This is a genomic window from Streptomyces sp. NPDC048442 (assembly GCF_040651475.1).
Lineage (GTDB): Bacteria > Actinomycetota > Actinomycetes > Streptomycetales > Streptomycetaceae > Streptomyces.
In genome coordinates, this window is the sequence record NZ_JBEZKB010000038.1 from 38,102 (window position 1) to 60,430 (window position 22,329).

Annotated in this window: 16 protein-coding genes; 7 read left to right on the forward strand and 9 right to left on the reverse strand. The window is 70.1% G+C overall.

The annotated features are described in order from the left end of the window. Positions 1 to 68 precede the first annotated feature (68 nt). The 8 genes from AB0D18_RS36960 to AB0D18_RS36995 all read right to left on the reverse strand — a co-directional run bounded on the left by AB0D18_RS36960 (position 69) and on the right by AB0D18_RS36995 (position 9,082). A complete protein-coding gene (locus AB0D18_RS36960) occupies positions 69 to 1,679 on the reverse strand; it encodes an NAD(P)/FAD-dependent oxidoreductase (protein ID WP_362429173.1) in 1,611 nt (536 codons plus the stop codon). Further along, positions 1,672 to 2,139: an SRPBCC family protein gene (locus tag AB0D18_RS36965; RefSeq protein WP_362429176.1), complete on the reverse strand. Its 468-nt coding sequence runs from the start codon at positions 2,137 to 2,139 to the stop codon at positions 1,672 to 1,674. The genes AB0D18_RS36960 and AB0D18_RS36965 overlap by 8 nt, the downstream gene beginning before the upstream one ends. Positions 2,140 to 2,338: 199 nt before the next feature. Beyond that, on the reverse strand, positions 2,339 to 3,598 hold the full coding sequence (locus tag AB0D18_RS36970) for a cytochrome P450 (RefSeq protein WP_362429179.1): 1,260 nt from the start codon (positions 3,596 to 3,598) through the stop codon (positions 2,339 to 2,341). 89 nt (positions 3,599 to 3,687) lie between these two features. Continuing rightward, complete coding sequence (locus AB0D18_RS36975) at positions 3,688 to 4,287, reverse strand: NAD(P)H-dependent oxidoreductase (RefSeq protein WP_362429182.1); 600 nt, start codon at positions 4,285 to 4,287, stop codon at positions 3,688 to 3,690. 148 nt (positions 4,288 to 4,435) lie between these two features. After that, entirely contained in the window at positions 4,436 to 6,667 is a 2,232-nt protein-coding gene (locus AB0D18_RS36980) for a catalase (RefSeq protein ID WP_362429235.1), read from the reverse strand. Between the two features lie 323 nt (positions 6,668 to 6,990). Then, positions 6,991 to 7,317, reverse strand: a complete 327-nt coding sequence (locus tag AB0D18_RS36985; RefSeq protein ID WP_362429185.1) for a hypothetical protein — start codon at positions 7,315 to 7,317, stop codon at positions 6,991 to 6,993. 86 nt (positions 7,318 to 7,403) lie between these two features. Next, positions 7,404 to 8,636 (reverse strand): tyrosine-type recombinase/integrase, encoded by a 1,233-nt coding sequence (locus AB0D18_RS36990; protein WP_362429188.1) that lies wholly within the window; start codon positions 8,634 to 8,636, stop codon positions 7,404 to 7,406. A gap of 47 nt (positions 8,637 to 8,683) precedes the next feature. Then, positions 8,684 to 9,082, reverse strand: coding sequence for a hypothetical protein (locus tag AB0D18_RS36995; protein WP_362429190.1), 399 nt, complete (start codon positions 9,080 to 9,082; stop codon positions 8,684 to 8,686). A 554-nt stretch (positions 9,083 to 9,636) separates the two neighbouring features. Between AB0D18_RS36995 and AB0D18_RS37000 the strand changes: the two genes are divergently transcribed. From AB0D18_RS37000 to AB0D18_RS37025, 6 genes are all read left to right on the forward strand, one after another. Then, on the forward strand, positions 9,637 to 10,200 hold the full coding sequence (locus AB0D18_RS37000; protein ID WP_362429193.1) for an AAA family ATPase: 564 nt from the start codon (positions 9,637 to 9,639) through the stop codon (positions 10,198 to 10,200). 161 nt (positions 10,201 to 10,361) lie between these two features. Then, positions 10,362 to 10,853 carry a GNAT family N-acetyltransferase gene (locus AB0D18_RS37005; RefSeq protein ID WP_362429196.1) on the forward strand — a complete coding sequence of 164 codons (492 nt, stop codon included), beginning with the start codon at positions 10,362 to 10,364 and terminating at the stop codon, positions 10,851 to 10,853. A 903-nt stretch (positions 10,854 to 11,756) separates the two neighbouring features. Beyond that, positions 11,757 to 13,907 (forward strand): hypothetical protein, encoded by a 2,151-nt coding sequence (locus AB0D18_RS37010; protein ID WP_362429199.1) that lies wholly within the window; start codon positions 11,757 to 11,759, stop codon positions 13,905 to 13,907. Beyond that, positions 13,904 to 15,511, forward strand: coding sequence for a hypothetical protein (locus AB0D18_RS37015; protein ID WP_362429201.1), 1,608 nt, complete (start codon positions 13,904 to 13,906; stop codon positions 15,509 to 15,511). Before AB0D18_RS37010 ends, AB0D18_RS37015 begins: the two co-directional genes overlap by 4 nt. Before the next feature lie 413 nt (positions 15,512 to 15,924). Next, on the forward strand, positions 15,925 to 16,665 hold the full coding sequence (locus AB0D18_RS37020) for an NPP1 family protein (protein ID WP_362429238.1): 741 nt from the start codon (positions 15,925 to 15,927) through the stop codon (positions 16,663 to 16,665). A gap of 708 nt (positions 16,666 to 17,373) precedes the next feature. After that, positions 17,374 to 20,166 (forward strand): glycosyl hydrolase, encoded by a 2,793-nt coding sequence (locus AB0D18_RS37025; protein WP_362429240.1) that lies wholly within the window; start codon positions 17,374 to 17,376, stop codon positions 20,164 to 20,166. A 220-nt stretch (positions 20,167 to 20,386) separates the two neighbouring features. Here AB0D18_RS37025 and AB0D18_RS37030 read toward each other — a convergent pair whose 3' ends face one another. Further along, complete coding sequence (locus AB0D18_RS37030; protein ID WP_362429204.1) at positions 20,387 to 21,430, reverse strand: LacI family DNA-binding transcriptional regulator; 1,044 nt, start codon at positions 21,428 to 21,430, stop codon at positions 20,387 to 20,389. 176 nt (positions 21,431 to 21,606) lie between these two features. Here AB0D18_RS37030 and AB0D18_RS37035 point away from each other — a divergent pair, with 176 nt between their 5' ends. After that, the gene (locus tag AB0D18_RS37035) at positions 21,607 to 21,945 is read left to right on the forward strand and encodes a hypothetical protein (protein ID WP_362429207.1); all 339 of its coding nucleotides are present in this window, start codon (positions 21,607 to 21,609) and stop codon (positions 21,943 to 21,945) included. Positions 21,946 to 22,329: the final 384 nt, after the last annotated feature.

The following is a 22,329-nucleotide window of genomic DNA, read 5'->3' on the forward strand; positions in this document are numbered from 1 at the left end:
CCCCGGGGTCCACCGGGTGAGCGCGAGAGCGAGCGAGCCCCGTGGTCCGGTTCAGCTCTGTGCCGCCCTCATCGTCGCCTTCGCGCCAGCGCGCGCTGTGCCGCCGCGGCGGCGGTACGCACCGGACCGCGCCCGCGCAGCGCGGCGCGGGCGGCGTTCGCTCCGGGTGCGCCGTGCACGCCGCCACCGGGGTGCGCGGAGGCAGACGCGAGGTACAGGCCCTGAACGGCCGTCTCGGGGCGGCCCGTGCCCGGTAGGGGGCGGAAGACGAGTTGCTGGTGCAAGGCGGCGGTGCCACCGTTGATCGCACCGTGGTGGAGATTGGCGTCGGCGGCTTGAAGGGTGGGCGGCGCGAGGATGCGCCGGGCGCGGATGCGGCTGCGGAAGCCGGGCGCGTACCGCTCGACGCGCTCCTCCATCCGGTCGGCCATCACCTCCTCCTCCCGCTTGTCCCAGCGGCCGGTGAGGCCGCCACCGCCGGCGTCACCGCGCACCTCGTGCGGTACGTGGGTGTACGCCCAGGCGGACTCCGTTCCTGCGGGGGAGCGGGAGGCGTCCGCGGTGGTCATCTGGCCGAACAGCAGGAACGGCCGGTCGGCGACCTGTCCGGTCGCCAACTGGGCCGCGAAGCAAGTGAGTTCGTCCACGCTGTCGGCGAGGTGCACGGTCCCGGCACCGGCGGCGCCCGCCGCTTCCCACGGGACGGGGCCGTTCAGCGCCCAGTCCACCTTGAAGGTCGCGAAGTCCCAGGTGAAGCGCCGGAGATCGGCCAGGACGCGCGGGGGCAGCTCGTGCTCGGCAACCAGGTCGTGATAGAGGTGCGGCGCCGATACGTCGGCGAGGACGGCACGGTGCGCGCGCACCGCTTCCCCCGTGGCGGTCCGCACTCCCAGGGCGCGGCCCCCGCGTACCACCACCTCGGTGACACGCTGCCCGCATTGCACGGTGCCGCCGCGGTCCCGCAGCCGGGTCACCAGGGCATCGGTCAGAGCGCCGGCCCCTCCGACGGGCACGGGGAAGCCGTACGTCTGGCCGAGCATGGACATCACCCAGCCGAAGCCGCCGCTGCCCGCCGCCTCAGGGGCGAGATCCGCGTGCAGCGCGTTGCCTGCCAGGAGCAGCCTGCCGCCTTCCCCGCCGAACTTCTCCTCGCCCAGACGCCTTACGGGCAGCAGGAGTTCACGGGCGAACCGCAGCCCGCCCGCCGCCCGTACGCGCCCGGCGAGCGCGGTGGCGGCACGTACCGGCGGGAAGGGGGTGAAGAGGGCTGCCAGGATCTGATCGCTCACGCCGTCCCAGCCTTCGCACAGGTCCAGCCACGCCTGTCCGTCTCCCGCCCCGAAACCCTCCAGGCTCGCCGCGGTCACCGTACGGTCCCGGTCCAGTACCGCGCACCGCCCGTCCGGCAGGGGGTGTGCGAGGACGTGCGGGGCGTGGCTCCACCGCAGGCCGTACCGGTCGAGGCCGAGAGCGGTGACGACGGGGGAGGCGGCGGCCAGCGGGTAGAACGCGCTGAACGTGTCGCTGACGTAGTCGGGGTGGACGGCGCGGTCGCTGCGTACCGCCCCGCCCGGTTCGTCCTGGGCTTCCAGGACGGTCACCTGCCAGCCGGCGTCGGCCAGCAGGTTGGCGGCGACCAGCCCGTTGGGCCCGCTGCCGATCACGACCGCGTCAGACATCGGCGGTCCGCCTCCTGCTGCTGTCCGGCGCCGATTCCTCGACGACGCGCGCCAGCCGTCCGAGCATGCGGCGGTGGCGAAGCTGCACGAGCGCGTCCAGCGGGGCGTTGTGCAGTGCCCCGCCCAGGCCGCGCAGCGGGTGCTCGTCCACGATGACCAGCGTGTTCTCGCCCCACGACCGGATGTCGAAGGCGATGCGCGCGGTGCCCAGAAGCCCGCTGTCCACCTCCAGCTCCAGTGTGTGCGGCGGCTCGTGACGGCGGACGACGGTGTGCCCCGCGAACTTCTTGGGGCCCAGCCGGACGGTGTAGCGCAAGGTGGAGCCCGGTGTCGGCCAGTCGCCTTCGCCCGGTCGTGAAGAGTGCGTGCCCACGACCCAGTCGTGGTAGCGGGACTCGTCGCGGAGCACCGCCCAGAGAGCCTCGGGGGGACGTCGGATGAGCTGATGTCGCACTGCCATGGATCCTCCAGGCGTCGCGGTCGGTCATTTGATCGTCACGCATCGCCCGAGTGCCCGCCACCGCCCCGCGCCGTATCGGGCGGGACGACGAGGCCGGGGCGAGGACGGGACACCCTGCGGCTCGCCGGCCAACGGGACATCCACGTGCGCACGGTGCTCCCCGCATCCAGGGCCGCCCCGTTCTCCCGCGTGTCCGCGGCTACCTCCCCTGCGTGTTCTTCCGTACGTTCGCGAGGACGAATCCGCTGCGCGGGCGGGTCGGCATGCGGTGGAGCGCGATGGTGAGGTCCTGTTCCGGTACGTCGTACTCCAGGCGGGCCAGTCGTGGTGCGAGTGTCGCCAGTACGGTGAGCGTGACGTCCTCGCCGGGGCAGCGGTGGCCGGTGGCCGGGTCGCCGCCGCCCTGGGGGACGAGTTCGTCCCGGCCGGGTTCCCGGTCCAGGAAGCGGCCCGGGTCGAAGGTGTACGGGTCGGGGAACAGGGCCGGGTCGTGGTTCTGGCCGTAGAGGTCGAGCAGCACCATCGTTCCGGCGGGCACCTCCTGCCCCTCCCACCGCGCGTGGTCGGTGGCAAGGCCGGCGACGAACGGTGCGAACGGGTAGAAGCGGCGCACCTCTTGGGCGAACGCCAATACCTGTGCCGCGTTTCCCGCGGCGAGCTGCCCGCGCTGTTCGGGCCACCTGTGGAGCGCGTGCGCGGCGAACGTCACGTACCACGTGACGGCCACCGTGGGCCGGACGACGTTGAGAACCTCGACGGCTGCGGTGTGCGGGTCGAGGAGGGTGCCGTCGGCGTCCCGGTGGTGGGCGACGGCGGCGAACGCCGTGACGGTCTTGACGTCGTGACTTCCCGTCGCTGCCTTCGCCTGCTCGCGCTCGGCGTTCACCAGCTCCGCGATCCTGGCTTCCTGCCTCGCCCGTGCGCGCCGCGCGCGCAAGTGGCGCGGGCCCGCGGTGGCGAAACCGTCGACCATCGCGATCAGGTCGTCCGCCATCTGCCGGGCACCGCCGGGGCCTTCGGGCAGTGCGACGCCGGCCCAGCCGCAGACCGCCCGCGTGATGACCTCGGACGCCTCGTCGAAGAGCACGACCCGCTCCCGCTCGGCCCACTCGGCCGCTGCCGGGTCCCACTCGCGTCCCAGCCGGTCGGCGAGGTCCCGCAGGCCACCGGTGTCCTTGAGCTCGGTCATGAACATCGACTTGCGGACGCGGTGGGACTCCCCGTCCAGGGTGTGCACCGCGCCGCGGCCGAACAGGGTGTCCAGCAGAGGGCCGGGCAACGCGTCCTGACGTACGACGTTTTCTTCGTCGTAGAACCAGCGCACCGCTTGTGTGCCGTGCAGGGCGATCGCGCGGCGCCCGGCCAGCCGGGTGTGCACCGGTCGGCCTCCCGCGCGCCGCCGCCGGTCGGGAAGCCAGCCGTAGCCCTTGACGAGAAGGGGCAGGGTGCTGTCCATCAATGTCTTCCTTCTCCTGCGGTTCGGGCCGACCGGAGCCGGAGCCGGAGCCGCGGCCGGCGGTGTGAGGGGTGTGCCTACGGAGCCGGGCCTCAGGAAGCCGGGTACGGGTGCTGCCGCAGCCGCTCAGCCAGGTGCAGGGAATTCACCACGAGGGTGTGGGTGGTGGAGGCCACGGCCTCCGGGGTCTCGTCGAGGTCCTGGTAGTCGGTGCCCTGCTGCGCCTCGCCGACCCAGTACGTCACCGCGCCGGGCGCCAGCGAGAAGCCGGTGTCGTTGAGGCCCTGGAAGAGGTCGGCGCTCACCTTGTGCGCGCCGTCCTCGTTGCCCACCACGGCCACCGCCGCCACCTTGCCGTACGTCAGCAGGCGCCCCGCCGCGTCCGTCTCGGAGAGCTCGGCGTCGAGGCGTTCGAGGACACGCTGGCAGACGCTGGAGGGGTGGCCGAGCCAGATGGGAGTGGCGAGCACCAGGATGTCGGCCGCCATGACCTTCTCCCGCAGTGCGGGCCATGCATCGCCGCCGCCCATGTCGAGTTCGACGCCGGGGCGTACGTCGTGGTCGACCACGCGCACGGTCTCCACCTCGGCGCCCAGCTTCTCGAACTCCGCCCCGACCTGCTCCGCCAGAAGCTGGCTGCTGGAGGGCTTGGGGGAGGGGCTCAACGTACAGACCAGGGACAGCACACGCATGTCGTACTCCTTCGGGACCTCTGGTGAGGCCATAGGTACCGGATCGCTCCTCGCACAGGTGTGCCCTGTACGGCCTCCCGCAGGGCGGGCCTGTCTCGCCGCGCCGACGGGCCGCGAGACAGGGCGCCGTCCCGACCCTCGGGCGGCGTCAGACGCATGCCGGGAACCGCTCCCACGCCCGGTGCGCCGCCAGCAGTTCCGTGATCTCTTCGAGGACCGCCGCGCCCATCTCGCCGAGCACCACTCCGGGAGCGGACGCCGAGGCGCCGGACGCTTCGAGCACCGCGCGGGCTCCTGCCCAGCCGCCGATCGCCTTGCCGTGCCGGTATGCCTCCGAGACCAGGAGGAGGACGCGGGGGTCGGTCGTCCCGGCCTGCTGTTCGTCCGCCTTGGCGTCACGGGCGCCGTACGCGTCGGCGCCCGGCTCCGGGGCTCCGGCCAGCAGGATTGCGTCGAACTCGATGGACCGGGCGGTCGCGAACGTACGCTGCACCGTGACCGGTTCTCCGGTGCCGTCGTCGAGCTTGCCGCCTGTCGGTGCGATGACGAGCGGGACCATGCCCGCTGCCAGGACGTCTTCCCGTACAGACCGCAGAGAGTCGAGATCGCCGTCGGTGTTCGCCACAATGCCGATGACGCGCCCTTCCGTCGGCCACTTCTTGCCGAGTTGCGAGAGCGCCGGGCTCGGCTCGACGTCGGCGGGCGGCTCCGTGGCTTCCGGGGCCGGGAGGCCGAGGCCCGTGGCGACCTCGGCGCACAGTACCGGATCGATGTTGGCCAGGACCTTCAACGCCCTTTCCTTGAGGGCCTGTTCGTAGCACTTGTTCAGCTCGAAGGTGTACGCGGCGATGATGTGTTCCTGTTCCGTCGGCGTCATGCTGAGCCAGAACCGCCGCGGCTGGCTGAAGTGGTCGGAGAACGAAGCGGGCGCCTGGCGCACCTTCCGCCCCGCCTCGACCTCCTTCGGCACCTCCACGTACGCCCCGACGTCCTCCCCGGCCAGGAACGGGCACCCCCCGTCCAGCGAGTTGGGCTTGTAGGGAGCGGTACCGCTGTGCACGGCGGTCTGGTGCATGCCGTCGCGCAGCATGTCGTTGACGGGGGCGTGCGGGCGGTTGATGGGCAGCTGGCCGAAGTTTGGGCCGCCGAGCCGGCTGATCTGGGTGTCCAGGTACGAGAACAGGCGGCCTGTCAGCAGCGGGTCGTCGGTGACGTCGATACCCGGAACGAGATGGCCCGGGTGGAAGGCGACCTGCTCGGTCTCGGCGAAGTAGTTCGTCGGATTCGCGTTGAGGGTGAGCAGACCGACCGGCTGTACGGGGGCGAGCTCCTCCGGCGCCAGGTTCGTCGGGTCGAGGAGGTCGATGCCCTCGAAGACCTGTTCGGGGTTGTCCGGGAAGATCTGGACGCCCAGTTCCCACTGCGGGTACGCCCCCGCCTCGATGGCGTCCGCGAGGTCGCGGCGGTGGAAGTCGGGGTCCATGCCCTGGGTGATCTGCGCCTCCTCCCACACCTGGGAGTGCACGCCGAGCTTGGGCTTCCAGTGGAACTTCGCCAGGGTCGTTCCGCCTTCGGCGTTGACGAGACGGAAGGTGTGGACGCCGAAGCCCTCCATCATCCGGTACGAGCGAGGGATGCCCCGGTCGGACATGTTCCACAGGGTGTGGTGGGTGGCTTCGGTGTGCAGGGTGACAAAGTCCCAGAACGTGTCGTGGGCGCTCTGTGCCTGCGGGATCTCCCGGTCAGGGTGCGGCTTGCCCGCGTGAATGATGTCCGGGAACTTGATGGCGTCCTGGATGAAGAAGACCGGCATGTTGTTGCCGACCAGATCGAAGGTGCCTTCACCGGTGTAGAACTTCGTCGCGAAGCCACGTGTGTCGCGCACCGTGTCCGCGGAGCCCCGCGAGCCGAGGACGGTGGAGAAACGTACAAAGACTTCTGTCTCCGCGCCCTTGGCCAGGAACGCGGCCTTCGTGACCTTGGCGGCTGTCCCGTACCCCTGGAAGACACCGTGGGCCGCGGCCCCGCGCGCGTGCACGACGCGCTCGGGGATGCGTTCGTGGTCGAAGTGCGTGATCTTTTCACGCAGGTGGTGGTCCTGGAGCAGGGTCGGCCCCCGCTCGCCCACCTTCAAGGAGTGGTCGGTCTCGTACAGGCGGGCGCCCTGGGCGGTGGTCAGATACGCATCGCGCTGCGCCACCACGTCCTGGTCGAGTCCGGTGCTTTCGCCGGTGGGGCTCACCGAGGCAGGCCCGTGTTGGTCCGGTTTGGGCGGCAACGGCCCGTGCACCTCGGTCGGCTCGTCGACCTGGGGCGGCTCCGGAGCGGGGCGGCCGGGGATCTCGGGCCCACCCCCCTCTCCGCCCGGGGTACGGGTCACCTTGTCGGGGACCTCCTTCCCCGGGTGGGTCTTGGGGTTACTGGTGCTGGGCTTGTCCACGGCGTTCCTTCCAGGTGTCAGGTGCTCGTGCTGGTAGATCTGAGGCTCTCAGTACCCTCGCAAAGCGGCCTAAACCAGAGTATTCAAGCCACTTGCACACTGCGCGCGCTGTGCGGTCCCGAACCCCCGCACTCTGCTGCCACCGAATCGGCCGGACGGCGTGCGAGTCGCTGTCGAGGGGTACCCGCCAAGCTCTCCGGTACGCGTCGGAAGCGAGGGGCTCGGGCCGGATGCTCGGACCGCCGATCACCGCGCCTCGGCCCTCACCGGCGTCCTGTGCCACATGTCGGTGAGCGGGTCGTGCCGTGCGAGGCCGAGTCGTGCGAAGTCGTCGAGCCATCCCGCATGGGCCAGCTGCCCCAGCGCCGTTTGTAGCGGGCGCCGCAGTCGGAGCCCAAGTCGTCGGAACCGCTCAGCAACCAGCGGTCCTGCCAGGTATCGGCGGGGAATCCCTCCAGCCAATCGAAGATGCGTGTCAGCGAGAGCTGCCGGCGCCACAGATTGCGGACGGTCGGCTCGCTCAGCAAGTTCTCGGCCAGTCGCGCGAGCTCATCGCGATGCGCCATCGCCCGTCCACTGCCGAGGGCCATGCTCCTCGGCTCGGGGAGCACAGCGGTCAGGAGAGCAGGGTCACGAGGACTGACCGGAGTGCGGGCAACGCGCCCGTGCCGGGCCATCAGCGGTTTCCGAACACGTCGGCGAGGTCGTCCGGGTCATACGTCCAACCGGTCAGCGGCCGCGGTGGAGGCTTGGGGCGCGTGTAGTGCTCGTGGACCTTGGCAATGACCTCGTCGATCCTGGGCCGCAGGTAGGTGCTGGTAGTGGTGATGCGCCGGTGGCGCATCACCTGCTGGGTGTCGACCAGGGTGATGCCCGGGTCTTCGATCAGGCGCAGACACAGGGTGTGCCGCAGGTCGTGCAGCGTGATGTTCGCACCGATCCGCGCGTTGCTCCGATTCAGCACCGCGCGCAGGGCGGTGTAGGTCAGCGGGCGTGTCGGTCCACGCAGGGTCCACCACACCGGCTCGTCCGGGGCGGGCCGGTGGCCGTCCTGGGCCAGCTCGCCGAGATAGAGCGCCAGCCAGGCGAAGGCTTCCGGGGACGCAGGGCAGGCTTCCTTCGCGCCGCCCAAGCCCTTGGTCTGCACATAGATCCGGCCCTCGCCCGGGTGGATGTCACCGATCTTCATGCCCAGCATCTCGGCGGCCCGTGCGCCGCTGGACAAGAACATGGAGAACAGCGCTCGGTTGCGGTGGCAGCCCAGCGAGGTGAACAGGTCCTCGATGACATCGTCGGGGACAGCGCGTGGGTCGCGGTCGACCTGCTTCTGCCGGTAGGCGCCCCGGCGGTGCAGCCGGAACGGCTCCAGCGGGTTGTGATGCGCCCCCAGCCGGCGTCCGTCACGGGACTGCGGGGGCACCGGGGAGACCAGCGGCCCCTGCCCGGTCTGCAGATGGTGGTCGTAGAACGCCGCCAGCACCGAAACCGCGTGGTTGATGGTTGCCGGGGCATAGCCCGACTGTAGGTACGGCTTGCCGGTGCGCGCGTTCAGCGACCCCGGCGTGGGTGCATCCGGGCGGTGCCGGTCCCGCGCCGGGTTGTGGCACGTCCGGAGCAACAGGACGAAGTCGCGTACGTCCACGCGCTTCGCACGGCTCCACTCGACGTCCACCGCGGCGAGGAACCGGAACCAACGCAGCAGGTCAAAGGCGTAGGACCGGCAGGAAGCGATGGTGTTGCCGCAGGCCGGCAATTCCCAGAGGAACTCGCTTGCCGGCGTGATCGCCCGCCCAGCACCGTCGAGCACTACCCATGGCAGCGCGGTGGCAGTGGTTGCCGCCACGCTGCCGACCCGTGCCACCACCAGGCCGGACACTTCGCGTTCAGCTATGACTACACCGTGATCCATCGCATCTCCGTCTCATCGGGCACTTCCCGAACGGAGACTCCTCATCCTCACCAAGCCGACACGTAGGACACGCCGATAGTGCGGTCAACGGGTCGGTGCACCGCCTTGCCCGAGTACGACAGACGCAGCGAGAACAGGTAACAGCGGGTCGGCACGCCTGCCAGCACGACGTGGACGTCACCGAAGTCGACCCCCGCCTCGTCGCCGGGCATGTGGGTCTGAGGGACGAACATCTCCTCCGGTCCGCGGCCGGCTTCCCAGCGGACATCTTTGCGTCGCACCGCCACGTAGGCGCGGACCATCTGGTAGGAGATGCCGTCCGCCGCGTGCTCGTCCAGCAGCCGGTCGAAGATCCTCTTGATCGTGTGCTTCTGCTTCGGCGGTGCATCCAGATCCGCCCGCAGCATCGCGTTCCTCGGCCTGCTACTGGTGCTGGTCTTCGTCATGCTGGCCTACGTGACCCATGAGCACCCCAGCCTCGCTGCCCCGGTAACCGTGGCAACCGGGGGAGTGGCCGTAGTGATCGCCGTGTTCGGGTACATGACCTCGCGACGATAGCCGCTCGGGCCACGGCGGGGGTTCGGCAATAATCCTCGAGGTGGCACCCGTCTGCATGGGCGAGTACGGGCTCGGGTATTTCGTCGGCTCACTGACGCCAGCCCTTTAACAGCACCCTGCCGAGTGTCGGTTGAACAGGACCGGGGAGCGAGGACCGGAGGATGCGGTAAACCAGGAACCATGAGCCACGAAGCGTTCTGCGTCCGCTGCGGCAGCGCAGACACCGCATCACCTACTTCGACAAGAACGGCGCGGGCGGGAACTGCTTCCGCTGCGCCAAGCCGTTCCACGCCACGCCCTGCCGGAACTGCGGCGGCTACCGTATCAACAGCTTCTTCGGAATCTCCGGTACCAGGTCCGAGGACCTTCCGGAAACTGTGGCGTGCTGGTACTGCGGCCATGCCAACTCGCTGCGCCATCCCGGCCCGGAGAGCGTGACCGCGTGACGCCCGCCGCACCAGGCACCGTAGGTGCCGAAGACACGCGCCTGATCGTGGTCCGGGGCAACAGCGCCTCGGGGAAATCGTCCGTCGCGGCCGGCCTGCGCGAGCGGTTCGGCCGCAACCTCGCCATCGTCGGCCAGGACAACCTGCGCCGGACCGTGCTGCGCGAACGTGACCGGTCCGGCGGCGCCAACATCGGCCTGATCGACCTCACCGCCCGCTACGCCCTGGACAACGGCTTTCACGTCGTCGTCGAAGGCATCCTGTACGCCGACCGCTACGGCCCCATGCTCCAGAACCTGGTGCGTGCCCATCGTGGTATCTCGCGCTGCTACTACCTCGACGTGCCGTACGCGGAAACGGTGCGGCGGCACGCGACGAAGCCGGATGCCGAGTACCTCACACACGTCACCCCCGATCACCTCAGCGACTGGTACCGGGAGGAGGACCTGCTGCCCGACGAGTTCGAGAGTGTCATCGGCGCGAAGAGCACCCTGGACGACACCATCCAGCAAATCCTGCGCGAAAGCGGGCTGGACCAGATCCCCCCGGTCGACCGCTGACGATCGTTGGAGGTCTCTCGGCTCCTGCTGCACACAGGCAGAACATCCCCGGGGGCCCGACTGTGGAGCCAGGGGCCCACCCTTCCGTGCCGGGGAGCCCTCGCCCACACCACCGCCCCCGGTCCCGCCGAACCGCCCACCGCGAAGGAGCTGACCACCACATGGTGACCCTGCGCGCGCTGCGCCCCGCCGACGCCACCGACCTCACCCGCATCTACGGCGGCGCCTCGATCCGGCACACCACCGGCAAGCCCCTCACCCTCGACCAGGCCCACGAGAAGATCCGCGCAGCCCTCGCCCGAGCCGCAGAAACCCCACGTGCGCAATGGAGTTGGGGCATCCTCGACGAAGCGGAGATGATCGGCCTGATCTCCCTGCGCCGACGCACCCCGACCATGGGCACCCTCAGCTACATCCTTCGGGACGACAGCTGGGGCAACGGCCACGCTACCCACGCCGCCCACCAGGTCGTCACTGTCGCCTTCACCACCGCCGGCCTCAATCGGCTGGAGGCCATGCACCACTTCGACAACCCCGCCTCCGGCCGCGTCTTGACCAAGGTTGGCTTCACCCGCGTCGGAACGGCCGCCCGGGACACCGAGACCGGAACCGTTGCCTACGAGCTGTACGCACTGGAGGCCGAAGGCATCTGAATCAGCGCAGGCGCAGGGCCCGAACGGCAGGGTGTCGCGGTGAGTCAGGATCCATCCGGTGACCGTGCGTGGGGACGGAGGACGGGCTGCAGGTGCGGTCGGGGATGTGCGAAACGGCTGGAGGTAGGTGCGGACGGCTCCGTAGCCGCCGGTGTAGCCGTGCGTCTTGATCTCTTCCCAGAGGTTCCAGGTGTTCGTGCAGCCCTCTGCCCCTCGCTCGTGCAGGTACGGCTTGAAGTCGTCGAGCTTGGTCTGGCGGTTCTGCCACCGCCCCTGGAACAGGTCTTCCGGCCTCGCGGCGTCGGCCGGCCGTTGGACGGTACGGTAGGCCATGCCGAGCTGGCGCTGGACCGAGCGTCGGCTGTGGCCGGTGGCCAGCAGCGCGGGGACGGCGGCGTGCCTGGCGCGGGTACGGTCGGCGAACCGGTGCCCGGTGGGCCATGGCCACCCTTTCTCGGCCGGTGCCGGAGCCGGAACCTTCTCCGGCGCCGACTCGGCGAAGGACGCGCGGAGGACGAGCGGTGGCGGGAGACACACCGCTCGGCGGCTTCGCCCAGGTTGCGCCACAGGTGGAACCGGTCGGCGACCTGGACCGCGATGGGCGCCCCGATCTGCCATTGTCTGCGACGGCTACCTCGGTCACGTCGACGGGTCTGACCCCCTGGGTGATCCTGGGTGTCCAGCTGTGCTTTCGCCTTGCTCCTGCCGTGTTCCTTGTCGTATTCCCTTCAGGGGGAGAGGTGGGAAGCGGGGGATACCCTTCATTCGGACCCGGCGTGCGGACACGGGCCGGAACGTGACTGATGGATGCTCAAGTAACGCGGAAAACAGGTGAGTTGACGGCCTAATCTGTGGTCCTCTCACCGTCGGCGCACTGGCGCGACGGGCAGCCCAGGAGGAGCGATGGCGGAGCTGTACGGACGCGCGGCATTGTTCGACGAGGTGGTGCCCGCGCTGGTCGGGCTCAAGCCGAACGGGTCGCGTCTGAAGATCCCCGAGGGCAGTCCCCAGCTGGTGGTGTGCGGGGGCGGCCGGAGGTCCGGGAAGACCGCCGTGCTGCAAGAGCTGTCGCAGCGGTACGCGCAGGAGATACCCCAGGCGTACGTCGACCTCGGCGCGCCCGCCTTCGGCCAGCCCGGGCTCGCCCCCTTCGACGAGGACGCCACGCACACCTCGCCCACGCTGGAGCTGCTCTTCCTGCTGGTGGACAGGCTGAGTCGGAAGGCGAAGAAGTTCCACGGGACACTGTCCTTCCCCCGGCTGACCCAGGGGCTGCTCGCGGTCACAAACTGGCAGGAGCAGGTCCGGGCGGGGCAACTCGTGCACGCCCGCAGCGGGTTGGCGGATCTGCTCGCGCAGGGGCAGCCGACGGACCAGGCGCGCAGGGAGCGGCGGCAGGGGTGGGTCAGGACGATCACGGATGTACTGGCCGAGGCGGGGTCGGTGGCTCCGCCGCTCGACACGATCGTGCGCGGCGTGATCGACGGCGTCGCGGCCGAAATGCTGGGCCCCCGGCCGAACGGGAAGGGCCTCGGCTGGTGGGCCGCCCGAGGCGTCGGCACCCAGGGCGACGGCGCCGACCAACTCGTCGACCTGGCACTGCAATTCCGTGGTGACGCGCCACTGAAGCGGCTGGCGGAGCGGCATCTGCTGGCCGCCTTTCTGGAAGACATCGCCTCCCATTACGGTTGGCGGCACACCAGAAATGGGGTGCCACGGCCGCTGCTGCTCCTGGACAACGCCCACAGCCCGCTGGGCCGGCTGGTGCTGGACGGGCTGGTGAACGTCTGGCACGAGGGGGCCGACGGGGAGCGCCGGATGCGGCCCGCTGTCGTCGCCACGGCGCTTCGGCGCGATCCGGAGCCGGAGTCGGAACACGTCGTCGTCCCGGCCGAGCCGATCGCCGTACCACCCAGCAGAATCATGTCCAGCAGGAGCGTGTCCGGCAGCTTCTGGCGGGGGAGTCCGCCGCTCGCACCCGCACAGTGGGTGACGGAGATTCCACTCGCGCTGCTCACCCTCGACGAAGTGCGAGTGATGTTCGGGAAGCGGCCGCCCACGCATGCCATCAGCCAGGTGCTGCGGCTGAGTGGTGGCCGGGCGGGGATCGCGTATGACCTGGTCACGGCGGCCGTCGCGCGGGCGGACGAGGGCGGCGACGTACTCCCGGGCGATCTGCTCGACCACCCGGCCGCGACGGATACGCATCCACCCGTCCATGTCTGGCTGCTCGGGCAGTTGATACCCGACGGCGTCATGCGCCGACGCCTGACCTACTACTCTCCCGCGCTCGACGACGATGCCGCGTTCGCCCTGAGCGCCAGCTACCCGCCGAACGAGGCCGGCGGCGGCGTCCCCGTTCCGGAAGCCCGGGACCATCTGCGGTACAACTGCTGGGACGGCGGAGGCTGGCCGGGGGGTACGGAGCCCTTCGTGGCCGACCCCACGCTGCGCGCCCTGCTGCTGCACGCCCTGCGCACCCTCGTCGAAGCGGCGCGGGCGGCTGCCGGGGCCGGTCCCGCACAGCAGGTCGACGAATGGACCCAACTGCACCGCAGACTCCGGGCCCGGTACGACCCGTTGGACCGGGGCCAGGCGGCGGAGCGGCCCGAGCTCCGCTACCTGCACCACTCGCTGGCGCTGAACGAGCGGGACTTCGTCGTACGGTCCCTGCACGGGCGCTACAGCGAGGACGAACTCGACGCCAGGGCCTGGCTCGGCGCGCTCAACCTGATCTGCGCCGCCCCGCACCCGCCCAGGGGCCTGAGAGAACCGTCGGATCGGGCCGACTGCCCGTACTGCCGCAGCGAGAAGGACGCCGGTGTGCACCAGGCGATCGACCTGCTGGTGGCGGGGGTGTGGCAGCTGTCCGACCCGCTCGCTGTACCCGACCACGAACTGGTCGAGAGCCTCAAGCTCCAGCTGGGCGTCCTGTCGCGCGGCGCCCGCCCTGGACCCCAGAAGATCTTCCACCAAGCCGAGGGCAAGTGGCCGGCCTTGCTCGACCGATGGCACCAGGCGCCCGGCCTGCCGATCGACGGAGGCACCGGATGACCCGTACCGGATTCCGCAGGAGTCTGGCGAGGGCGGCCAGCAGGATCTTCAAGTGGCCCTTCAAATGGCCCAGGGGAGCGCTCTACCGGAAGCTGATCGCCATCGCGGTGATCCTGGCGCTGGCGGGCCTCGGCTACTGGATTTGGTGGGCCTTCCTACGCCAGGACCTGACCTGCGCCGCCGGCGTGGCGAAGCAGGAGGTCGGGGGCGAGTGCGTGGGTGTCACCGACGGGAGTTATGTCTTCACCCCGTCGCTGAAGCAGGTCTTCGACCGCATCAAGGCCGAGAACGACAGCGTCGCGGGGAAGAACCCGGCCGGCGTCGCTCTGATGATCCCCATGATCTCGGACAACGCGGCCGAGCAGAAGGAGTTCACGGAGCAGGTGCAGGGCGCCTATCTGGCCCAGCACCGGGCCAACCACCAGGACAACCACAAGCGTCCGCCCATCCGACTGCTGCTCGCCAACCCTGGCCGTGGCTACCGGTACGCAAAGTTTGCCGCTGACAAGCTGGGCGCGTCCGCCGCCTCCGACAAGGAGAACCTGCGGGCCGTGGCGGGCATCAACATCAGCATCGATGCGAGTAAGGATGCGGTCCGCTACCTCACCAATGAGAAGAAGATTCCCGTCGTCGCGGGGCCGATGACCGCCGACGACATCGCCAACAGCGCTTCCGGCCCGAACCAGTTCCCCGGTCTGGCCCGCGTCGCCCCCGGCAACACCGACCAGGCGAACGCGCTGGCCGCGTTCGGCGCGAAAATCAAGCCCGGCGAGACCCAACTGGTCGCGGACAGCCGGGAGGGCGACAACTACCTGACCAGCCTGCGCGAGACGTTCCAGCGACTGGCGAAGGACGCGCCCCACGAGCCGGAGACGTACAAGTCACCGGACGACTTCAATGACGAGGGCAACCTCTCCAACGACTTCAATGCCATGGTCTCGGGTATCTGCAGCTCCGACGCCAAGACGCTCTACTTCGCCGGACGTCCGGTCCAACTGCGCCAGTTCCTGATCGAGTTGGGCAACCGCAACTGCAGCAAGAAGCACTACACGGTCATCAGTGGCTCGCACGCCTCCACTCTCACGGTGGACGAGAAGTTCGCTGATCAATGGGGTGCGCTCACCAAGGGAGCCGGAATCACGGTGCGTTACGCGGCCCTGGCACACCCCGACGCCTGGGGCGACAAGAGCAACCTGGCCACCGGCGGGTCCAAGGCGGCGGCCAAGGAGCTCAGCGACCTGCTGGCCCGGGCCACCGGCGGGACGCCGAACTCGATCGGCGACGCCACGCTCGCGGACGGACGCGTCATCATCACGTACGACGCGGTCACCACCGCCATCACCGGCATCCGCAATAGCACGAGAGGCACGGTCAAGATGCCCACCCTCTCCGAGGTCTCGAACAGCTGGTTGCGGCTGCACGGCACCAACCGGGTGAACGGCGCCAGCGGCTGGATCTGCCTGGACCAGTACGGCAATCCCGACAACAAGGCCGTCCCCATCGTCCACCTCGACCCGGCCACCCGCACCGCCGTCTTCGACCGGATCGCCTGGCCGGCCGGCCAGGCCCCGGACGCCAACTGCTCGATCCGGAAGAAGGGGTGAGGGAAGGTGGCGGACACCGCCGCGACGTCCACCGCGTCGATCCCGTCGAACACCAGTGAGTCCCAGAACCATGTGTCGGTCGTCTGCATGGGGATTACCGTCACCAGCCACTGCCGAAGATGACAGGGTCCGACAGAGACCTGATGGCGCGTCAGTTCCGCTCCGCGCGGCAAGTCGTACCCGGTCTCAGCCCCCTCCTTCGCCTCACAGTCGAACAGAGACGTCACACTCCGCGACGGCTCCCCAAGATCTGTGCCAGAACCCACTTCGCCGTGCGGCGGGAGCGGGGCGGGCGCCCGGGAAATGGCACGAGGTTCACTCAAGCTGGAGTGGGCATGTCAAGGCAAGGTGTACTGGAGACCGGCGGCGATCAGGAGACAACAACAGTGCAGACGAAATCGTGGACCCGCAGAATGCCGCTCGTACTGGGCAGCGCCGTCGCGCTGGTCGTCGCGGCTTCCGGCAACGCCCACGCCGAGCCGCCACAGGCCCTGCCCGCACACGCGGACGTGCTGGAGCAGACCTACCAGCCGGCCTTCGACTACGACACGGACGGCTGCTATCCCACTGCCGCCATCGGCCCGGACGGCACGACGAACGGCGGTCTGAAGCCCTCCGGAGCCCTCAACGGCCAGTGCCGTGACGCAGGGGACCTCGACAACACCAACGGGTACGCGCGTCAGAAGTGCAACAACGGCTGGTGTGCCGTCATGTACGGCCTGTACTTCGAGAAGGACCAGGCCGTGGCGGGCAGCGGCCTCGGGGGACACCGCCACGACTGGGAGCACGTCGTCGTGTGGGTGCAGAACAACGAGGCGCGTTACGTCGCCACCTCGGCGCACGGGAACTTCGACATCCATCCCCGCGACCGCATCCGCTGGGACGGGACGCACCCCAAGGTCGTCTACCACAAGGACGGGGCGAGCACGCACTGCTTCCGCCCCGCGAACTCCCACGACGAACCGCCGGAGAACCATGAGCACGCGTGGCAGTTTCCCGCGCTCGTGGGCTGGAACGGCTACCCCGCGGGTCTCCGCGACAAGCTCAGCCAGACCGACTTCGGCAGTGCCGTGTTCGGCCTCAAGGATGCCAACTTCGCGGCCCACCTCGCGAAGGCCAAGCCGTCCGGCATCCCCTTCGATCCGTACGCGTAGGACACGGGACGGCGCGAGTCGCTGCCTGCGGCGCCCTGCGCTCCGGCAGGTTCCTTCGGCGCGGGTCGAGAGTGTCGAGCTCGTGCACGCTGCACCGCCGTCCCTGCCCGGCCGCCGGTCCGTGTGTCCGGGCTCGGACCTCCCGTCGACGATGCGGGTCTCCCCGTCGATGCGGGCCTCCCCGTCGGCGCCGAGGTGGCCAAGAGCCTCGGTCAGGGCCCGTAGCCGTGCGTCCGGCCTCTGGTGCCGTGCGCACCCCTGCGACTCCGGTACCGGCACGTCCTGTTGGGCCAAGACGCCACGGTCCCGGCCGGTACGCCGCCGTAGGGGACCGGGTCGGTGGCGGGAAGCAGCCCGGTCGAGCGCGGTCGCCCCACAGGGCGGTCGCCGCTGTTGCCTCCCCTTCACAGGGTCGCTCGCCGCCCCTGCCGTCGTTTCGCCGCTCTGCGCCGCGCTCGGAGCCCGGCCGGCCGTCATGGCTGCCGGGCGGGCTGTGGCACGCCGGAGCGCGGTGAGAGCGCTCTCGTCGCCTGTGCCGGAGCGTCCCCGCCCTCCCCTCCCCGTCAAGACTCGAACGCACAACAGCTTGACGTGCCACCCAACTGCCCTCCCTGTGCGTTCTCTTGACACTCACGATTCAGGAGTTTTACGTTCCTTGGTGCTTGAGAGCGCTCTCGAAAGCGCTCTTCACCCCCCACCATCGAGGTGCTGCCCGTGCAAGCCTCTCTCTCCAGATCCGCAGCGGCGACGCTCCTGACGATCGCTGTGGCCGCCGTGGGCCTGGGTCCCGCAGCCGCCCCCGCAGCCGCCGCCACCCTCCCCGCCGGTGCCGGCAGCTACACCGACTCCCGCCCCGCCGGGACTTCGGGCCCGACCACGAACACCGGCGCCCCCGTCACCCCCAAGCTCACCGAGGCCGCGAAGAACAAGCCGGTCCCGACCAACGACTGGTGGTCCTCGCTCGTCTATCAGCGCTACGGCGACAACCCGTACTCCACACCCATGTACGGCCACCCCCTCACCTACCAGGCCAAGGCCTCCGGACTGGAGGTCGGCTACCCCACCAGCCCCGCGATCGTCGGGGACGGCCGCCAGTACGAGTACGCCCACAAGGCCGACCTTACCGTCGGACTCAGCGGTCTGAACTCCCCGGACACCAAGGCCGACTCCTGGTCCGACTGGACGGTCACCCCCTACTGGGCGGACGGCTCCCGCACCTTCCGGGCCACCATCGGCCACGGCATGCCCTTCGTGTACGCCAAGGGCTCCGGCGGCGACGCCCGCGTCACGACCGCCTTCGCCCCCACCGTGTTCGCGGACGACGGCAACGTCGTCGGCATCACGGTCGCCGGTCACCACTACGCGCTGTTCGCCCCGACCGGCAGCGACTGGAACATCTCCGGCTCCACGATCACCGCCGGGCTCGGCTCCAAGGACTACTTCTCGCTCGCCGTCCTGCCCTCGACGGACGCGCTCGCGACCTACCGCAGCTACGCCTTCAGCTTCGTCACCGGCTCCCAGGTGGAGTGGCAGTCCACCGGCGGAACGGTGAAGGCGACCTACCGTCTGACCACGGAGGCCAAGGAGGGCACCGAGCGCGGCACGCTCCAGGCCCTCTACCGCCACCAGTGGCTGCACACGAGCGACCCGCTGACCCCGTACACGTACGTATCACCGCGCGGCACGATGAAGGTGCGCGAGTCCGCCTCCTTCACCACCAGCCAGCGGAACAACGGCGTGGTGCCCGCCCTGCCCGCCGCCGGCGGCGTCGACAAGGCCCGGCTGGCCGGCTACCTCAACGAGGTCGCAGATGCCCCCGACCCGTTCTCGGGGGCCAGTGACACCTACTGGACAGGGAAGGCGCTCGGCCGCCTCGCCCAACTGGTGCCCGTCGCCGACCAGATCGGCGAAAGAGCCACGCGGGACAAGCTCCTCGGCCTGCTGAAGGGCCGGCTCCAGGAGTGGTTCACGGCGGGCGGGGCCAGTGAGTTGAGCTACGACAAGGACTGGAAGACCCTCATCGGCTACCCGGCCTCGTACGGCAGCGACACCGAACTCAATGATCACCACTTCCACTACAGCTACTACGTCTACGCGGCGGCGATCGTCGCCCAGTACGATCAGGCCTGGGCCGCCGACTCGGCCTGGGGCACGATGGTCGATCACCTGGTCCGCGACACCGCCAACCCCAGCCGCACCGACTCCGCCTACCCCTTCCTGCGCGGCTTCGACGTGTACGCGGGCCACAGCTGGGCCTCCGGTCACCAGGGCTTCGCCGCAGGCAACAACCAGGAGTCCTCGTCGGAGTCCATCAACCTCAGCGCCGGTCTCGTGCTGTGGGGCGCGGCGACGGGCGACACCTCCCTGCGCGACCTCGGCAGCTTCCTGCTGACGACGGAGTCGGAGGCGATCACCCAGTACTGGTTCGACGCCTCGCAGCAGGTCTTCCCCGCTTCCTTCGGCCACGACACCCTCGGCATGGTCTGGGGCAGTGGGGGCGCGTACGCCACCTGGTGGACGGCCAACCCGGAGGAGATCCACGGCATCAACGTCCTTCCGGTGACGGGTGGTTCACTCCATCTGGCCCGCGAAAAGGCCGCCGTCAAGCGCAACATCGCCGAGATGGAGCGCGAGAACGGCGGGCCGGCCCAGGAGTGGCGCGACCTGCTCTGGGAGTTCGAGTCACTGGCCGACCCGGCGGCGGCGAAAGCCAAGTGGGATGCGACGAACGGGAATTACGCCCCGGAGCAGGGTGAGTCCAAGGCACACACGTACCATTGGATCACCACGCTCGACGCGCTCGGCGCACCGGACATGACGGTGAGCGGCGACCTGCCCACCTCCGCCGTCTTCACCAAGAACGGCACCCGCACCTACACCGCCCACAACCACGGCTCCACGGCTCGTACGGTGACCTTCTCCGACGGCAAGACCCTGTCCGTACCTGCCCGTTCGACGGCCACCGGCACGGGCGCCGACGGCGGCGACCCCGACCCGGGCCCGGGCGATCCGGGCCCGTCCACCGGCAACACCTTCCGCCTCAGGACCGGCGGCGCCCTCACCACCTCCACCACCGACCCGGCGGGCGCGGACACCCTGGCGTCGGCCGACGGCGTGAACCACGACGGCACCCCGTACCGCCCGACGGTCTACGAGATCAAGAAGGTCACCGGCAAGCTCGCCGCCGGGGCCGCCACCGCGTTCCGGCTCCGGGTCGACGCGGGCACGAAGGTCGGGCTCGCCCCGCAGGTCCGGGTCAGTTACGACCTGACCGGTGACGGCTCGTTCGACCGGGCCGAGACCTTCCGCTACTTCGCGACCGACCCGGTCGCGGGCTGGGAGGAGTACCCCCAGGCGGCCGGCGTCCGGGCGGTCACCGGAAGCCTGGGCGACCTCAGGGGAGGCACGGTCCGGCTGGAGATCTGGAACGCGCTCGGCACCGGCACGTCCCAGGTGCAGACCGGCACGGACGCGGCGGTTCTGAAGATCCCGTACGTGTGAGCGGTAGGCCTCACCGGTACCCGTACGGGCACGATCGGTGCGGCGGGTCTCCGACTCCTCGGGGTGGAGACCTGCCGCACTTTGGTGGACAGGGCGGAGATGCCCCCGAGCCTCGGGGTGGGGACCCGCCGCACCCCTGTGGGCAGGGCGGACGTGTCCCCGGGCCTCGGGGTGGAGACCTGCCGCACCTCCGTGGACAGGGCGGACGTGTCCCCGGCTCTCAGGCCGAGGCCCGCCGTACCAGTGTGGTCGGGGTGATCACCGATGCGGGGACCTTGCCGCTTCCCGTACGGTCCCGGTCCAGCCCGCGCAGCAGCAGCCGGGCCATCAGCCGTCCCTGTTCCTCGATCTCCTGGTTCACCGTGGTCAGCGGCGGAGCGGTCGCCTCGGCCACCGATTCCATGTCGTCGAACCCCACCAGCGCCACCTGCTCCGGCACGGAGATCCCGCGCTCGCGCAGGACCCGCAGCGCGCCCGATGCCATCAGATCGTTCCCGGCGAACACCGCATCCAGGTCGGGCCGCCGCGCCAGCAGTTCCGCCATCGCCCGCGCCCCGCTCTCCACGGTGAACGCCCCCTCGGCGACCAACGTCGGGTCCACGTCCACCAGGGCGTCCCGGTATCCGTCCAGCCGGTCCATCGCCGACGTCTGGTCCTGCGGCCCGCAGATGTGCGCGATCCGCTCCCGCCCCAGGTCCTTCAGATACCGCACGGCCAACCGCGCGCCACCCCGGTTGTCCGCGTCCACATACGGAACGGCTTGGTCGCCGATGTCGGCGGTGCGACTGGGTCGCCCCCCGTAGACGGTCGGAATCCCGGCCCGCCGGGTGATCGCGGGCAACGGATCGTCGGTGTGCAGTGAGAACGCCAGCGCCCCGTCCACATGCCCGCCGGACAGATACCGTGCGATCCGGCCGAAGTCCCCTGGCCCCTCCACCAGCAGCAAAACCAACTGGGTGTCGTGGGCGGTGAGCTCCTTGCTGATCCCCCGGATCTGCTGGGAGAAGAAGGGGTCCGAGAAGAACCTGATCTCGGGCTCCGCGATGACGACGGCCACCGCGCCGGTCCGGCGGGTCACCAGCGTCCGCGCGGCATGGTTGGGGATGTACCCGAGCTCCTCGACCGCCCGGAGCACCTTGTCCACCAGCGGCTTGCGGACTCCGTCGCCCCCGTTGACGACCCGAGAAACGGTGGCCCGGGAAACCCCCGCACGCGCCGCGACGGCTTCCAGGGTGGGCCGGGAACCGGGGGACTGCTCGGGCAAAGTGGTCGCTCCTCGTCGACGGGGGCGGCGACACGGGACGTGGTGCGCGGTCTGTGCCACCGCCGGATCGTCCACAGCCTAACGCCGGGCGGCGACCTGGCTGAGAGCGTGCAGGAACGAGGGCCTGACGAAGGGGAGTTCCAGCTACCAGGTACGGCCGGTCGTGGTGTGGTGTGGTGTGTGATGCAATCAACGGCACGATCCGCACCGGCGCGTCCGGCGCGGAACTCGACGTCGAGAACCTGCCGACACCGGACGACCCGGGCAGCGAGCAGTCCCGGCGCATGCTCGCGGACGGCTGGCTGCCCGAAGTCATCAGCCCGGGCTTCGCCGAGTGGACGCTTGGCGAGCCCGTCGTCCACTCCGGCGCCGGCCCGCTGGCCCGGAAGTCCGTCGCGGCCCTGCAAACGCTGGGCGCCGAACGGCCGGACGAGGTTACCGTGACGATCTTCCGTAACGGCCACCGCCCCGCCCCGACCTACGCCTTGGAGGAGCTTGGCCTCACCCCGAGGTGAAGCGCCCGGCACTCAGCTTGACGCTCAACCTCGCGCTTCAAGGATCTCGCACCAGGCCGGAACAAGCTTCGGTACTCGCTCCGCGGTGCTCGCCGGGGCGATGGAAACCGGCACACATGGGGGCAGTTGACCTTGGTGCTGATGGCCCGGTCCCAGCGTTGTCACCGGCGTTGAGCTGATGTCGGCGGAGGGCACACCGGTGGCGCCGGAGGATGCGGTGACCGCCGGGATCAGGCGCCGTCGCCGTATGCGGGTGCGGAGCGTCGGGTGATGGGGGTGCCGGCCAGACCGGGAAGAGCGAGGGCACGCGCGCAAAGTTGAAGCGGCTGGTCGAGCGGGGCCGGCTGGACGAGGTCGGCCCCGGGCTGTGCACGGTGGCCCGCC

Bases quoted from the DNA above. Each gene is read 5' to 3' on its own strand.
- AB0D18_RS37005 (WP_362429196.1), top strand. From the start codon at position 10,362: ATGGTGACCCTGCGCGCGCTGCGCCCCGCCGACGCCACCGACCTCACC.
- AB0D18_RS36960 (WP_362429173.1), bottom strand. From the start codon at position 1,679: ATGTCTGACGCGGTCGTGATCGGCAGCGGGCCCAACGGGCTGGTCGCC.
- AB0D18_RS36990 (WP_362429188.1), bottom strand. From the start codon at position 8,636: ATGGATCACGGTGTAGTCATAGCTGAACGCGAAGTGTCCGGCCTGGTG.
- AB0D18_RS37015 (WP_362429201.1), top strand. From the start codon at position 13,904: ATGACCCGTACCGGATTCCGCAGGAGTCTGGCGAGGGCGGCCAGCAGG.
- AB0D18_RS36965 (WP_362429176.1), bottom strand. From the start codon at position 2,139: ATGGCAGTGCGACATCAGCTCATCCGACGTCCCCCCGAGGCTCTCTGG.
- AB0D18_RS37010 (WP_362429199.1), top strand. From the start codon at position 11,757: ATGGCGGAGCTGTACGGACGCGCGGCATTGTTCGACGAGGTGGTGCCC.
- AB0D18_RS36995 (WP_362429190.1), bottom strand. From the start codon at position 9,082: ATGACGAAGACCAGCACCAGTAGCAGGCCGAGGAACGCGATGCTGCGG.
- AB0D18_RS37020 (WP_362429238.1), top strand. From the start codon at position 15,925: ATGCCGCTCGTACTGGGCAGCGCCGTCGCGCTGGTCGTCGCGGCTTCC.
- AB0D18_RS36975 (WP_362429182.1), bottom strand. From the start codon at position 4,287: ATGCGTGTGCTGTCCCTGGTCTGTACGTTGAGCCCCTCCCCCAAGCCC.
- AB0D18_RS36985 (WP_362429185.1), bottom strand. From the start codon at position 7,317: ATGGCCCTCGGCAGTGGACGGGCGATGGCGCATCGCGATGAGCTCGCG.